Raw genomic sequence first — 14451 nt, 5'->3', positions numbered from 1 at the left:
TCTGCTCGATCCGGGATCGGACGTCGGCCTCTACGTCCACTGGCCCTATTGTTCGCGCATCTGCCCCTATTGCGACTTCAACGTCGTGCGCGACCGGGGGCGCGGCGAGGAGCAGGCGGGGCTGGTCGAGGCGATCCTGGCCGATCTGCGCGCCCAGGCGATGCTGGCGGGACCGCGCCGTCTGGCCTCGATCTTCTTCGGCGGGGGCACGCCCTCGCTGATGGCGCCCGAGGCCGTGGCCCGGATCGTCGAGACGGCGCGGGGGCTGTTTCCGCCTCGGGGAGAGATCGAGGTCTCGCTGGAGGCCAATCCGACCGACGCCGAGTCGTCCCGCTTCGCCGCCCTGGCCGAGGCGGGGATCAACCGGCTGTCGATGGGGGTGCAGGCCCTGGACGACGACAGTCTGCGCTTCCTCGGCCGCGATCATTCGGCGGCCGAGGCGCGACGTGCGGTCGGTCTGGCCGGGCAGGCCTTCTCGCGCCTGTCCATCGACCTGATCTACGCCCGCCCGGACCAGACGCCGGACGACTGGGCGGCGGAGCTGCGCACGGCCCTAGACATGGGGTTCGAGCACGTCTCGCCCTATCAGCTGACCATAGAGCCGACGACCGCCTTCGGCCGGGCCTTCGCGCGCGGCCGACTGACCCCGCCGGACGAGGATAGGGCCGCCGCCCTCTACGAGACGACGCAGGATGTGCTGCAGGCCGCCGGTTTCGACGCCTATGAGGTGTCCAACCATGCGCGGGGCGTGGCCGCCCGCTCGAGCCACAATCTGCACGTCTGGCGTGGCGGCGACTATCTGGGCCTGGGGCCGGGCGCCCATGGGCGGCTGACCCTGGACGGGACGCGGACGGCGACCGTCGCCCATCGTCGCATCGCCGACTATGTCGCCGGGGTCGGGGCGGGGACTCCCTGGGCGGAGCGGGAGGGGCTGGACGCCGTCGGCGCGGCTGAGGAGCGGCTGCTGCTGGGCCTGCGCACCGTCGAGGGCGCGCCGGTCGCTTTGCTGGCGCATCTGGGTCTGTCGCCGGCCGCCGGGGCGACGGCGGACCTGATCGCGGACGGTTTCCTGACGGTCGAGGACGGGCGGCTGGTCGCCACACCGGCCGGGCGGCCGGTGCTGGACGGGGTGCTGAAGGCTCTGCTGACCTGAACGAAAACGACCCCGGATCGAAACCCGGGGCCGTTCGTCGTTTAGCGGTGCGTGGCGCTTAGACCAGCGCCCCCATTGTTGAGTTCGGGGCGCTTAGACCAGCGCTCCGTGGCAGTGTTTGAACTTGCGGCCCGAGCCGCAGGGGCAGGGCGAGTTGCGGCCGGTGACTTCCCAGTTGGCCGGCAGGGCGTCGACCGGCAGTTTGGAACGGTCGTCGCCGATCAGAGTCCCTTCCGGGTTCTGGGCCGACGGATTGGCCATCTCGTTCTCGCCGGTGCCGGGGTTCAGGTGGATTTCCTGGAACTCGGGCAGTTCCGGCGGCGGCTGGAAGCGGAATTCGACCGTCATCAGCCAGCGGGTGACGTTGTGGCGCAGGTCGTAGAGCAGGCTCTCGAACAGGGAGAAGGCCTCGGTCTTGTACTCGTTCAGCGGGTCGCGCTGGCCATAGCCGCGCAGGCCGATGACGCCGCGCAGGTGGTCCAGATGGACCAGGTGCTCGCGCCACTGCATGTCGATCATCTGCAGCATGAACTGCTTTTCCAGACCGCGCGTCTGTTCGGCGCCGATCTGTTCCAGGCGTTCGGCGGCGCGGGCGTCGGCGGCGGCCAGCAGCCGCTCCTCGATCTCCTCGTTCGACACGCCTTCCTCGGCGGCCCAGTCGTGCAGCGGCAGCTCCAGGCCCAGGGTCGTGCGGACCCGCTCGTCCAGGCCGTCGATGTCCCACTGTTCGGCATAGGCCTTGGGCGGCATGTAGCGTTCGACCAGGTCGGACACCACGTCGCGGCGGAAGTCGCCGACCAGTTCCGACAGATCCTCGGAGTCCATGAACTCCTGGCGCTGCTCGAACACGGCCTTGCGCTGGTCGTTCACGACGTCGTCGTATTTCAGCAGGTTCTTGCGGATGTCGTAGTTGCGGGTCTCGACGCGCTTCTGGGCGGTCTCGATGGCGCGGTTCAGCCAGGGGTGGGTGATGGCCTCGCCTTCAGCCACGCCGAAGGTCTTCATGATCGAGTCCAGACGGTCGCCGGCGAAAATCCGCAGCAGGTCGTCTTCGCAGGACAGGTAGAATTTCGAGGTGCCGGGGTCGCCCTGACGGCCGGTGCGGCCGCGCAGCTGGTTGTCGATCCGGCGGCTCTCGTGGCGTTCGGTGCCCAGGACGAACAGGCCGCCGGCGTCCAGGGCGATCTTCTTCTGGACGGCGATCTCGGCCTTGAACTCGGCCTCCTTGGCGATCTCGGCCTCATGGGTCACTTCGACAGCCATGTTGCGCTGTTCCAGCAGCCATTTCTGCATCTTCATTTCGAGGTTGCCCCCGAGCTGGATGTCGGTGCCGCGGCCGGCCATGTTGGTGGCGATGGTCACCACGCCCGGCAGGCCGGCGTCGGCGACGATATAGGCCTCCTGTTCGTGCTGGCGCGCGTTCAGGACCGAGTGCGGGATGCCGCGCAGCTTCGTCTCGTAGGTGATGTCATAGGCGGCGTCGCCGAGCTTTTCGGCCTCCTTGGCCTTGCCGACGAACTCCTTCTTGAGTTCGCGCGAGACCTCGACCTTGTGTTCGTAACGGTTCAGCAGGTCCGACAGCTGTTCCGAACGCTCGATCGACACGGTGCCGACCAGGATCGGCTGACCGGCGAGGTGGCATTCGGCGATCTGGCGGGCGATGGCCTGGTTCTTCTCGGCGTGGGTCCGATAGACCTCGTCGTCGTAGTCCTTGCGCTGGATCGGCCGGTTGGTCGGCACCTCCAGCACCTCCATCTTGTAGATGTCGCCGAACTCCTGGGCCTCGGTCGCGGCCGTGCCGGTCATGCCCGACAGCTTCTCGTAGAGGCGGAAATAGTTCTGGATCGTCACCGAGGCCAGGGTCTGGTTCTCGGGCTGGATCTTGACGTCTTCCTTGGCCTCGATGGCCTGGTGAAGGCCTTCCGACAGGCGGCGGCCGGTCATCATGCGGCCGGTGAATTCGTCGATCAGGACGATCTCGCCGCCCTTGATGATATAGTCCTTGTCGCGCTGATACAGGGTGTTGGCGCGCAGGGCCTGGTTGGAGTGGTGGACCAGGCTGATGTTGGCGGCGTCATACAGGCCGGTGGTGTCGGCGGCGAAATGCCCGCCGGCCTCCAGGGCCTCTTCCATCCGCTCCGAACCCAGCTCGGTCAGCAGGACCTGTTTCTGCTTTTCGTCGAGTTCGAAGGTGTCCTTGTCCTTGATCAGTTCCTTGATCAGGCCGTCGAGGATTTTGTACAGGTCCGAACGGTCCTCGGTCGGACCCGAGATGATCAGGGGCGTGCGCGCCTCGTCGATCAGGATGGAGTCGACCTCGTCGACGATGGCGAAATTGTGCGGACGCTGCACCATCTCGCGCCGGTCATAGACCAGATTGTCGCGCAGATAGTCGAAGCCGAATTCGTTGTTGGTGCCGTAGGTGACGTCGGCGTTGTAGGCCGCCTGGCGTTGGCCCTGGCTCAGGCCGTTGACGATGACGCCGACTTCCAGGCCCAGGAAGCGATAGACCTTGCCCATGGTCTCCGCATCGCGGCGGGCCAGATAGTCGTTGACGGTGATGACGTGGACGCCCTTGCCGGGCAGGGCGTTCAGATAGACCGGGGCCACGGCGACCAGGGTCTTGCCCTCGCCGGTCCGCATCTCGGCGATGCCGCCCTCGTTCAGGATCATGCCGCCGGCCAGCTGCACGTCGTACTGACGCTGGCCCAGCACCCGCTTGGAGGCCTCGCGCACCACGGCGAAGGCTTCGGGCAGGATCTTCTCCAGCGTCTCGCCGTTCGCCAGCCGGTCGCGGAAGGCGTCGGTCATCATTCGCAGTTCGTCGTCGGACAGGGCGGCGAACTTGGGCTCCAGCGCATTGATGCGCTGGGCGTGGTCCTGGAAGGCCTTGACCTTGCGGTCGTTGGAAGAGCCGAAAAGTTTCTTGGCGAAGCCGAGCATATTGGATCCGGTAAGCGGTCGAGCGTCTGCGAGCTGAGCGGCTCTGAAATCCCGTGAGGGGCGGCGATACGGACGCCGCGAGAGGGGCCCGGACCGACGACGGCCCCGGTGCGCCGGAACTGGCGCGCGCGAAGGGCCGCGCAGACGATCAAAACCCCTCGACTTGGGCGCAGGCGGGACTTAAGCACCGCCCTAACCCCTGTCAACGCGAGGGGCTTTCGGCCGCCTTCGACGGAGCGCCCCCTTGATCCCATTCCGGCGACCTTTCGGCATCCTCGTCATCGGCCTTCTGGCCGTGACTGTGGCGGTTTCCGCCTGTTCGCGCGGCGGCGCCGACGACCGCGCGCCGGAGCCGGGTGATCGCGCGGTGGCCAAGGTTCAGGACGAGACGATCTGGGCCTCGGACGTGAAACGCGAGGCGGTGGCCCAGGGCCTGGTCGGCGAGGGCGAGCCGCTGGACGTGACCTCCGACCTGTTCCGCCGGGTGCTGGACGAGGTGATCGACCAGAAGCTGCTGGCCAAGGAGGCCGAGCGTCGTCGGCTGGACGCCTCGCCCCTGGCCCAGCGGCGGCTGGAGGCGACGCGTGAACGCATCCTGGGCGACATGCTGGTCGAGAGCGTCGTCAACGGCGCCATTTCGGACCAGGCGGTCCAGACCCTGTATAACGAGCAGCTGCGGCTGGCGAAGACCTCGGAGGAAATCCGCGTCCGCCTGATCCTGTCGCGCACCCGGCCCGAAGCCGACGCCGTCATCGGAATATTGGGGCAGGGCGCCAGTTTCGAGGCCGTGGCCATGGAGAGGTCGGTGGACGAGGCGACGCGGTTCTCCGGCGGCGACCTGGGCTATTCGACCCTGGACGTCATGCCCCAGGCCTATGCAGGCGCGCTGCGCGACAAGCCTGCTGGGTCGACCGTGGGGCCGTTCCAGACCGAGGGCGGCTGGGCCGTGCTGCGGGTCGAGGACCGGCGCAAGGAGAATCCGCCGACCCTGGAACAGGCTCGGCCGCAGATCGTCCGCTATCTGACCTATGAGGGCGTGCGGCAACTGCTCGAACAATTGCGCGGCAAGGCCAAGGTCGATGTGCTTCTGTCGGGCGAGGGCGCCGGGCGGAACGAGGAACCCGCCTCGGCCCCGCCTGCTCAACCGAACGCCGCTCCCGCGATTCCTTCTCCCGCGACATCTTCGTCCGCACCGGCCGCCTGACATGACCAAGACCCCCTCCACGACCGGCCAGAAGATCGAACAGGCGTTCGAGAAGGCGCTGGATCCCTTCGCCACCGCCCTGAAGCGCGCCACCCGACCGAACGAGCCGACGATCCCTGCGCCTGCCGCTGCGGGCAAGCCGGGCCTGGCCATTTCGCCCCTGGCCGTGCCCTTCCCGACCATTCCCCCCATCGGCGGGGTCGAGATCGCAACCGCCCGCGCCGGATTCTACAAGCATGAGCGCGACGACCTGGTGGTGTTCCGCTTCGCGCGCGGCACTAGCTGCGCCGGGGTCTTCACCCGCCACAAGATCGGCTCGGCCCCCGTCGACTGGTGCAAGAAGCACTTGGGCGGCGCCGATGGCGGCAAGGACGTGCGGGCCCTGGTGGTCAACGCCGGCTGCGCCAACGCCTTCACCGGCAAGGCCGGCGCCGACGCCGCCCGCCGCACCGCCTCCGAGGTCGCCAAACGGTTCGGCTGCCGCCAGCGCGACGTCATGCTGGCCTCGACCGGGGTGATCGGGGTGGTGCTGGACGAAAAGAAGATCGTCGCCAAACTGCCCGAGATCGAGAACGGGCTGGAGTCCGACGCCTGGGCCAGGGCCGGGCGCGGCATCATGACCACGGACACCTTCCCCAAGGGGAGTTACGCCGAGGCCGAGATCGAGGGCTACAAGGTCCGGATCGCCGGCGTCGCCAAGGGATCGGGCATGATCGCGCCGGACATGGCGACCATGCTGGCCTTCATCGTCACCGACGCCGACATCCATCCCAATGTGCTGCAGGCCCTGCTGGGGCTGCATGTCCGCACCACCTTCAACTCGGTGACGGTGGACGGCGACACCTCGACCAACGACACGGCCCTGCTGTTCGCCACCGGCGCCTCGGGCGCGCCGCGCATCGGCCGGGTCGGCGACCGCCGCCTGAAGAGCTTCTCGGCCGCCCTCGACAAGGTGATGCTGGATCTGGCGCACCAGCTGGTCCGCGACGGCGAGGGGGCGACCAAATTCGTCAAGGTGACGGTGGACGGCGCCGCCAGCCCCGCCTCGGCCCGCAAACTGGCCAAGTCCATCGCCGACAGCCCCCTGGTCAAGACCGCCATCGCCGGCCAGGACGCCAACTGGGGTCGCGTCGTCATGGCCGTGGGCAAGACCGAGGAGCCGGTCGATCGCGATCGGCTGGCCATCAAATTCGGCCCGCACCAGGCGGCCGTCGACGGCGCCCCCTCCCCGACCTACGATGAAGCCAAGATGACGGCCTATATGAAGAATCCCGAGATCGACATCACCGTCGACGTGGGCTCCGGCCGTGCTTCGGCCACGGTTTGGACCTGCGACCTGACCAAGGGCTATATCGAGATCAACGGCGATTATCGCTCGTGACCGATACTCTGCTTCCGACCGTCCTCGTCGTCGCCGTCGCCCTGATCGACGTGGACGGGCGGGTGCTGATCGCCAAACGGCCCGAGGGCAAGAAGCTGGCCGGTCTGTGGGAGTTTCCCGGCGGCAAGGTCGAGCCTGGCGAACGGCCGGAACAGGCCCTGATCCGCGAACTGCGCGAGGAACTGGGCATCGAGGTCAGCGAGAGCTGCCTGGCGCCCTTTGTCTTCGCCAGCCACGCTTACGATTCCTTTCACCTGTTGATGCCACTGTATCTGTGCCGGCGATGGGACGGCGTGGTCACTGCGCGTGAGCACGACGGCCTGGCCTGGGTGAAGCCGGACAGGTTGACGGACTATCCCATGCCGCCGGCCGACGAACCCCTGGTCGCCTGGTTGCGCGACCTGCTCTGACCACCGCCGACCAGGGAGGCCGGCCATGCGACCTTTTCTCGGCCGGTTCCTGAACGAAGACGACGGCGCGACGGCCATTGAATACGGCCTGATCTGCGCCTTGATCTGCATCGTCATTCTCAGCGGGCTGAGCGCCTTGGGAAGCGCGAACGGCGGACTCTACGCCGTCATGCGCAAGATCGCCGACGCCCTCGCCGGCTAAGCCGCCGCTTCAGTCGCTTTCTTCGCCGGTCATTTCCTTCACGCCCAGGGCGTCCGCGAGCCGGACCTTGGCCGAGCCGCGCGCCAGCGGCTTCTGCTGGCTCTCGTGCGGCTTCCAGCCCGCCAGGTGGATGATCTCGAAGGTCGCCGGGATGCGGCCGTCGGCGTCGCCGTGGCGTTCGGCGTAGAGGCGGGCGGCGCGCGCGATCACGGCCCGGCTCAGCGGTCGGATCGGCCCGTAGAGGACATTGGTCTCGCCCATGGCGCGCAGGTCGCGGACCAGGGCGAACAGGTCTGGGTAGCGGACGGTGAACCGGTCCACGTCGGACACCGGCAGGGCGAAGCCGGCGCGCTGCAGCAGGGCCGCGCCGTCATAACCGTCGGCGAAGGGGGAGACCCGCGCCTGGGCGCCGCCTCGCTCGGCCAGTTCAGCCTCGGTCAGGACCGCGCGCAGCTCCTTCAGGGTCCCGGCCCCGAACAGGGTGCCGATGAACAGACCGTCGGGCTTCAGGGCGCGGCGGATCTGGGCCAGGGCGCCGGGCAGGTCATTGGCCCAGTGCAGGCTCAGAAGGGAGACGATCAGATCGGTCGAGCCTTCACCCAGCGGCAGGGCTGCGGCGCCTGGCGCGGCGCGTTCGGCGCGCGAGGTCGGGGTGACGACCTCGCCCACCCGGCCCGAGGCGTCGCTGGCCGCCAGGGCCCGGGCGAAGGGGCCGGGATGGGCCGAGAGGTCGACCGCGACAGCGAACTCGCGCAGGATGGCCTCCAGGCTGCCCGCTGCGTTCTCGGCCGCCCGGACGTGCAGGAAGTCGGCCTCGCTCAGCCTGTTCTCGGCGCGCGCCAGACGAGCCTCGCGGCGCCGGGCGTCGAATATGCGGGGCGGGGCGTTGGCGGGAGAAGCTTCGGGGGAGGCGGTCATGGATGTGCAGGATGGGGTCTGGCGACGCGCCTGGGAAGGGGCGGGCCGTCACTTGCGCGACGCGGGTCGGGGTCTGGCGGACCTTGTCCTGCCGCCGCTGGCCCATGACAGCCGCGAGGCGACCGCCGCCGCCGGCCTGACCCCCGACGCCTGGAGCCGGATCCGGTTTCTCGAGGCGCCGGTCTGCGAGGGCTGCGGCGCCGCCTTCGAATTCGACGGGGGCGTCTTCGCCGAGACCCGCTGCGCCGCCTGCGTCGCCCAGCCCTACGCCTTCGGCCGGGCGCGGGCGGCCTGTGTCTACGACGAGGCGTCGCGAGGGCTGATCCTGCGCTTCAAGCACGGCGACCAGCAGCAGTTCGCCCCCCTGTTCGCCCGCTGGATCGGTCGCGCCGCCGCCGAGCTGGTCGAGAGCGCCGACGCCGTCGTCCCCGTGCCTCTGCACCCGTTCCGCCTGTTGTCGCGGCGTTTCAACCAGGCGGCCGAGATCGCCCGCCCGCTGGCCCGCGCCGCCGGACGCGACTATCTGCCCGACGCCCTGGTCCGCACAGCCCATACGACGAGCCAGGGCGGCAAGAGCCGACGAGGACGGCGCCTGAACGTGAAGGCGGCCTTTGCCGTGACCGAGGCGGGGCGGCGGCGGATCCGGGGACGGCGCATCCTTCTGATCGACGATGTGTTGACCACGGGCGCGACCGGCGAGGCCTGCGCCCGCGCCTTGATTGACGCCGGAGCGCGGGCCGTGGACCTGGCGGTCGTCGCACGGGTGCGCAATGCGCGTGAACTGACTATGTAGTCCCTAACCCTCCCCGAACGGCGGCTCGCTGCTCGAGGGACCCACTGTTCTGGAGACCTGATTTGGCCGACGTCGTCATCTACACCAAGCCTGGCTGCCCCTACTGCTACAGCGCCATGGCGCTGCTGAAGAAGAAGGGCGTCGACTACACCGAGATCGTCGCCTCGAACGATCCCGAGAAGAAGGCCGAGATGGTCGAGAAGTCCGGCGGCCGCATGACCTTCCCGCAGATCTTCATCGACGGAAGCCACGTCGGCGGCTCGGACGACATTCACGCCCTGGACCGCGAGGGCAAGCTCGACCCGCTGCTGGCCGCCTGATCCCGTGAGCGGCGCGCTGGACATCGCCCTGATCCAGACCCGCACGCCGGCGACGGCGGAGGCGGCCCTGGCCCATGTCGAGCCGCTGATCCGTGAGGCGGCGGCGGGCGGCGCGAAATTCGTCCTGACGCCCGAAGGGACCAATGTCCTGGAACAGCGCCGCGATCGTCGCGACGCCGCGATCACGGACGAGGAGGCCGACGTCGCCGTCCTGGGCCTGCGCCGTCTGGCGGCGGAGCTGGGGATCTGGCTGCTGATCGGCTCGGCCATCGTCCGCTCGGGCCATGCCGGGGACGGGCGGGCGGCGAACCGGTCGCTGCTGGTCGATCCGGCCGGGGCGATCACGGCCCGCTACGACAAGCTGCACGTTTTCGACGTCGATCTGCCGAACGGCGAACGCTACCGGGAAAGCGCCACGGTGCGGCCCGGCGACGGCGCCCGGATCGCCGACACGCCGTGGGGGCGACTGGGCCTGACCATCTGCTATGACATCCGCTTCCCCCATCTGCATCGCCAGCTGGCCAAGGCGGGGGCGGCGATGATCGCCGTGCCCGCCGCCTTCACCGCCCCGACCGGCGAGGCCCACTGGGAGACCCTTTTGCGCGCCCGCGCTATCGAGACCGGCGCCTTCGTCCTGGCCCCGGCGCAAGGCGGGCTGCACGAGGACGGCCGCCGCACCTGGGGCCGGTCCACCGTCGTCGGCCCCTGGGGCGAGGTGATCGCAAAGGCGGATCACGGCGAGGCTTGCGTCGTGACCGCCAAGCTGGACATGGAGGCGGTGGCGCGCGCCCGCACGGCCGTGCCCGCCCTGACCCACGACCGCGATTTCCTGCCCGTCCCATGATCCGCTACGCCCTGAAATGCGACCACGACCACGGGTTCGAGGCCTGGTTCGGCTCGTCGTCCGACTATGATGATCAGGCGGCGCGCGGCCTGGTCGAATGCCCCTTCTGCGGCTCGCATTCGGTCGAGAAGGCGATCATGGCCCCGGCGGTCGGCGGCACGAAGAAGTCGGCGACCGCGCCGGACATGGCTGCCCCCGACACTTTGAAAAAGATGCAGACCATGATGATGGAGGCGGCCCGTGAGGTCCGCGCCCATGTCGAGGCGAATTTCGACTATGTCGGCGACAGTTTCGCCCGCGAGGCCCGCGACATCCACGAGGGCAAGTCGGAAAAGCGCGAAATCTACGGCGAGGCCACGCCCGCCGAGGTGAAGAAGCTGAAGGCGGACGGGGTGCCCGTCTCGGCCCTGCCGGACGCGCCGCCGGACCCGTCCAAGGTCAACTGACATGACCTCGGGGGAGGAGCGGTATCAGGAGTTCGCGCCGCCGGCCGCGCTTCGCCCCTTCGTTCGCGTCATCTGGACCTACGCCGCCCCCGATCCCAGCCCGACCATCCAGCGCATCGCCCCGGACGGCTGTCCCGAACTGATCTTCGACATCGGCGCCCCCTATGCCGAACAGGGCGAGGACGGCCTCTTCCGCCTGCAGCCCTCCGCCCTGTTCGCGGGCCAGATGACCCGACCCCTGGTCATGAGGCCGACCGGCCCGACCGAACTGGTCGCCGTCCGGTTCGAGCCTGACGGGGCGCGAGACTTTCTGGGCCTGCCCCTGTCGGAAGCGACCGACCGGCGGCTGGACATGGTTGACCGTCTGAGGGGCTTCTCCGCCCCGGGCGGCGATCCGGAGGGGCAGGTCGCCGCCTTCGTCGCCTGGCTGACGGACCGCAGCGGCGGCTGGACCATCGATCCGTCGATCCGCGCCGAGGTCGAGGCGGCGGCGGAGGAGCGGCCGACGCCCGCTCGCACTCCGACCGAACAGCGCGCCCTGCAGCGGCGGTTCGCCGACCGGGTGGGGGTTTCGCCTCGGATGCTGCGCTCCATCTTTCGTTTTCGTCGGGTGTTCGATCACGCCGCCGATCCAGATGCGGCCGAGACCTGGCTGGGAGCCGGTCTGGAGGCCGGCTATTTCGACCAGCCGCAGATGGCCCGCGATTTCCGCCGTTTCCTGGGCTGCACCGCCACTGAATGGGCGCGGGAACAGCACGAACTGGCCCGCGCCATCGCGTCGCAAACCTACAAGCCGTCCGGCCCGCATCCCGTCTAGCGTCGCTGTCGGAACGAGAGGGAGATCCGACCATGCTGACCGTGCTGATGATGACCGCCGCGCTGCAGGCGCCAAGTGCTGGACAAGATCTGCGTCCCGACCTGGGATGGATGTCCGGGGCCTGGCTGTCCTGCGAAGGCGGGCGCGAGGTGCAGGAGACCTGGACCGAGCCGCGCCACGATCTGATGCTGGGCATGTCCCTGACCGTGCGGGGCGGTCGGGCGGGTTGGGAGCTGTCGCGCGTGGCGCCGGTCGATCCGACGCCTGCCGCGCCGCTGGCCTATTTCGCCCTGCCCGAAAATCAGGCCCCGACGACCTTTCCCGTCATCGAGTCCGGCTCGACCCGCGTCGTTTTCGAGCAGGCGGCGGACGACGACTTTCCCAAGCGGGTGATCTATGAACGCGACGGCGATGTCCTGAGCGCCCGTATCGAAGGCGTGCTGGACGGTCAGGAGAGGACGATCCAGTGGCGATTCCACAAGGCGGAGCTGAACGCGCGCTGCCCGGCTCAGCAAGGGGGCTAGACTGGCGGCCCATGCGGCCCGGCGACATCGACGCCGTGGTCGAAATCGCCCGCCTGTCCTTTCCCGACCATTTCGAGGGCCGGCCCTGTTTCGAGAACCGGCTGGCCCTGTATCCGCGCGGCTGTTTCGTCCTGGCGGCCGAGGGCGAGCCGGCCAAGGGCTATCTGATCGCCTATCCGTGGCGGGCGGAATCCGCCCCGCCGCTGAACACGGTGATCGAGGGCCTGCCCGCCGATCCGGCCCTGATCTATCTGCACGACCTGGCCCTGCATCCCGGGGCGCGAGGGGGCGGGGTGACTCGCGCCGTCGTCGAACGGCTGGCCGGGCAGGCGGCCGAGGACGGCTGGCCCGCCGTGGCCCTGGTCGCGGTCAATGACGCGGTCGGCTTCTGGTCCCGCCACGGTTTCGTGGAACAGCCGTCCGAGGGGATGGCCGCCAAACTGGCCAGCTACGGGGCCGACGCCCGGTATATGGTGCGCGACCTGCAGGACGTGTGATCGGGGCTTCCGTTCGGCTGTCTTGACGCCCGCTCTGGTCTTTCCGTCCATAGGGCTGTATGAGGCGCGCGCTCCCTGCATGCCTTTTCATGACCAGCGGCCGCCTGCATCCCGGCCGCGCCTTTTCGCGATTATCAAATGAACCTGCGCAACGTCGCCATCATCGCCCACGTCGACCACGGCAAGACGACCCTGGTGGACCAACTGCTCGCCCAATCCGGCGTGTTCCGAGCCAACGAGGCGACGACCGAGCGCGCCATGGACTCGAACGACCAGGAAAAGGAACGCGGCATCACCATCCTGGCCAAGTGCACCTCGGTGCTCTGGAACGGCAAGGCCGGCGAAACCCGCATCAACATCATCGACACCCCCGGTCACGCCGACTTCGGCGGCGAAGTCGAACGCATCCTGGGCATGGTTGACGGCTGCGTCATCCTGGTCGACGCCGAAGAGGGCGTCATGCCCCAGACCAAGTTCGTGCTGACCAAGGCCCTGAAGATGGGCCTGCGTCCGATCCTGTGCATCAACAAGGTCGACCGCGCCCACGCCGATCCGGACCGCGTCCATAACGAGACCTTCGACCTGTTCGCCGCCATCGGCGCCACGGACGAGCAGCTGGACTTCCCGCACATCTACGCTTCGGGCCGCAACGGCTGGGCGACGCTGGATCTGAACCAGCCCAACGACAACCTGGCCCCCCTGTTCGACCTGATCGTCGACCATGTTCCGCCGCCCGCCGTCCAGGCCAACAAGGACAAGCCGTTCCGCATGCTGGACGTGCTGATCGAGTCCGACCCCTTCCTGGGCCGCATCCTGACCGGCCGTATCGAGAGCGGCAAGGCCGTCCCCGGCATGGCGATCCACGCCCTTGACCGTGAAGGCAAGGAAATCGAGCGCGGCCGCATCACCAAGGTCCTGGCCTTCCGCGGCCTGAAGCGCCAGGCCCTGGACGAGGGTTCGGAAGCGGGCGACATCGTCGCCATCGCCGGCATGTCCAAGGCCACCGTGGCCGACACCCTGTGCGCCATCGAGGTGACCGAGCCCCTGCCCGCCCAGCCGATCGACCCGCCCACCATCTCCATGACCGTCTCGGTCAACGACAGCCCCCTGGCCGGTCGCGAAGGCGACAAGGTCCAGTCGCGCGTCATTCGCGACCGCCTGCTGAAGGAAGCCGAAGCCAACGTCGCCATCCGCGTCACCACGACCGAAGGCGGCGACGCCTATGAAGTCGCCGGCCGTGGCGAACTGCAACTGGGCGTCCTGATCGAAAACATGCGCCGCGAAGGCTTCGAGGTCTCGATCTCGCGTCCGCGCGTGGTGTTCCAGGAAGGCGAGAACGGCGAGAAGCTGGAGCCGATCGAAGACGTCATGATCGACGTCGACGACGAGTTCTCGGGCATCGTCATCGAGAAGCTGTCGGCCCGTAAGGCCGAAATGACCGACATGGGCCCGTCGGGCGCCGGCAAGACCCGCATCAGCCTGAAATGCCCTTCGCGCTCGCTGATCGGCTATCAGGGCGAGTTCCTGACCGATACGCGCGGTTCGGGCGTGCTGAACCGCGTGTTCAGCCACTATGAAGGCTACAAGGGCGCCATCGCCGGCCGTCTGAAGGGCGTGCTGATCTCGAACTCCGACGGCGACACGGCGGCCTTCGCCCTGTGGAACCTGGAAGATCGCGGCGTCATGTTCGTCGGCGCCGGCGAGAAGACCTACCAGGGCATGATCATCGGCGAGAACGCGCGCTGGGACGACCTGGACGTCAACCCGATTAAGGGCAAGCAGCTGACCAACGTCCGCGCCTCCGGCAAGGACGAGGCCGTTCGCCTGACCCCGCCGCGTCAGATGTCGCTGGAACAGGCCATCGCCTATATCGACGACGACGAGCTGGTCGAGGTGACGCCGAAGTCCATCCGCCTGCGCAAGCAGACGCTGAACCCGTCGTTCCGCAAGAAGCGCGTGCGCCCCGAATAAGGGAAGCCAGCAATCCTTCACAGACGCG

The 14451-nt window shown here is 68.5% G+C and carries 15 protein-coding genes; 13 read left to right on the top strand and 2 right to left on the bottom strand.

What is annotated here, in order from left to right; genetic code table 11:
- Position 1: 1 nt before the first annotated feature.
- Entirely contained in the window at positions 2 to 1153 is a 1152-nt protein-coding gene (hemW, locus tag ACIQ1T_RS08535) for a radical SAM family heme chaperone HemW (RefSeq protein WP_395944265.1), read from the top strand.
- Between the two features lie 93 nt (positions 1154 to 1246).
- On the opposite strand, the gene secA is transcribed toward hemW, so the two are convergent.
- Positions 1247 to 4096 carry a preprotein translocase subunit SecA gene (gene secA, locus ACIQ1T_RS08530; protein WP_395944110.1) on the bottom strand — a complete coding sequence of 950 codons (2850 nt, stop codon included), beginning with the start codon at positions 4094 to 4096 and terminating at the stop codon, positions 1247 to 1249.
- A 247-nt stretch (positions 4097 to 4343) separates the two neighbouring features.
- On the opposite strand from secA, the gene ACIQ1T_RS08525 reads away from it, so the two are divergent.
- From ACIQ1T_RS08525 to ACIQ1T_RS08510, 4 genes are read left to right on the top strand one after another with little or no spacing between them, the layout of a single operon-like run.
- Positions 4344 to 5300, top strand: coding sequence for a peptidyl-prolyl cis-trans isomerase (locus ACIQ1T_RS08525; RefSeq protein ID WP_395944264.1), 957 nt, complete (start codon positions 4344 to 4346; stop codon positions 5298 to 5300).
- Between the two features lies 1 nt (position 5301).
- Positions 5302 to 6681, top strand: a complete 1380-nt coding sequence (gene argJ, locus ACIQ1T_RS08520; RefSeq protein WP_395944109.1) for a bifunctional glutamate N-acetyltransferase/amino-acid acetyltransferase ArgJ — start codon at positions 5302 to 5304, stop codon at positions 6679 to 6681.
- Positions 6682 to 6689: 8 nt separating this feature from the next.
- Positions 6690 to 7091 (top strand): (deoxy)nucleoside triphosphate pyrophosphohydrolase, encoded by a 402-nt coding sequence (locus ACIQ1T_RS08515; RefSeq protein WP_395944263.1) that lies wholly within the window; start codon positions 6690 to 6692, stop codon positions 7089 to 7091.
- Positions 7092 to 7116: 25 nt separating this feature from the next.
- Positions 7117 to 7293, top strand: a complete 177-nt coding sequence (locus ACIQ1T_RS08510) for a Flp family type IVb pilin (protein WP_395944108.1) — start codon at positions 7117 to 7119, stop codon at positions 7291 to 7293.
- 9 nt (positions 7294 to 7302) lie between these two features.
- Here the strand turns inward: ACIQ1T_RS08510 and ACIQ1T_RS08505 are convergent, their stop codons facing one another.
- A complete protein-coding gene (locus tag ACIQ1T_RS08505) occupies positions 7303 to 8211 on the bottom strand; it encodes a methyltransferase domain-containing protein (RefSeq protein WP_395944107.1) in 909 nt (302 codons plus the stop codon).
- On the opposite strand from ACIQ1T_RS08505, the gene ACIQ1T_RS08500 reads away from it, so the two are divergent.
- From ACIQ1T_RS08500 to typA, 8 genes are all read left to right on the top strand, one after another.
- Positions 8210 to 9004: a ComF family protein gene (locus ACIQ1T_RS08500; protein WP_395944106.1), complete on the top strand. Its 795-nt coding sequence runs from the start codon at positions 8210 to 8212 to the stop codon at positions 9002 to 9004. The two genes, ACIQ1T_RS08505 and ACIQ1T_RS08500, sit on opposite strands and share 2 nt — an antisense overlap.
- 62 nt (positions 9005 to 9066) lie before the next feature.
- Positions 9067 to 9324 carry a glutaredoxin 3 gene (grxC, locus tag ACIQ1T_RS08495; RefSeq protein ID WP_395944105.1) on the top strand — a complete coding sequence of 86 codons (258 nt, stop codon included), beginning with the start codon at positions 9067 to 9069 and terminating at the stop codon, positions 9322 to 9324.
- A gap of 4 nt (positions 9325 to 9328) precedes the next feature.
- Positions 9329 to 10168 (top strand): carbon-nitrogen hydrolase family protein, encoded by an 840-nt coding sequence (locus ACIQ1T_RS08490; protein ID WP_395944104.1) that lies wholly within the window; start codon positions 9329 to 9331, stop codon positions 10166 to 10168.
- Positions 10165 to 10614, top strand: a complete 450-nt coding sequence (locus ACIQ1T_RS08485; protein WP_395944103.1) for a DUF1178 family protein — start codon at positions 10165 to 10167, stop codon at positions 10612 to 10614. The genes ACIQ1T_RS08490 and ACIQ1T_RS08485 overlap by 4 nt, the downstream gene beginning before the upstream one ends.
- 1 nt (position 10615) lies before the next feature.
- Entirely contained in the window at positions 10616 to 11431 is an 816-nt protein-coding gene (locus tag ACIQ1T_RS08480) for a DUF6597 domain-containing transcriptional factor (RefSeq protein ID WP_395944102.1), read from the top strand.
- A 32-nt stretch (positions 11432 to 11463) separates the two neighbouring features.
- Positions 11464 to 11955, top strand: a complete 492-nt coding sequence (locus ACIQ1T_RS08475) for a DUF6265 family protein (protein ID WP_395944101.1) — start codon at positions 11464 to 11466, stop codon at positions 11953 to 11955.
- Positions 11956 to 11966: 11 nt separating this feature from the next.
- Positions 11967 to 12452 carry a GNAT family N-acetyltransferase gene (locus ACIQ1T_RS08470; RefSeq protein ID WP_395944100.1) on the top strand — a complete coding sequence of 162 codons (486 nt, stop codon included), beginning with the start codon at positions 11967 to 11969 and terminating at the stop codon, positions 12450 to 12452.
- Positions 12453 to 12590: 138 nt separating this feature from the next.
- Positions 12591 to 14423, top strand: a complete 1833-nt coding sequence (gene typA / locus ACIQ1T_RS08465; RefSeq protein WP_395944099.1) for a translational GTPase TypA — start codon at positions 12591 to 12593, stop codon at positions 14421 to 14423.
- Positions 14424 to 14451: the final 28 nt, after the last annotated feature.

Source organism: Brevundimonas sp., assembly GCF_044336875.1.
GTDB lineage: Bacteria > Pseudomonadota > Alphaproteobacteria > Caulobacterales > Caulobacteraceae > Brevundimonas.
The sequence above is the reverse complement of the archived record's forward strand: the minus strand, read 5'-3'. Positions and strand labels throughout refer to the sequence as shown.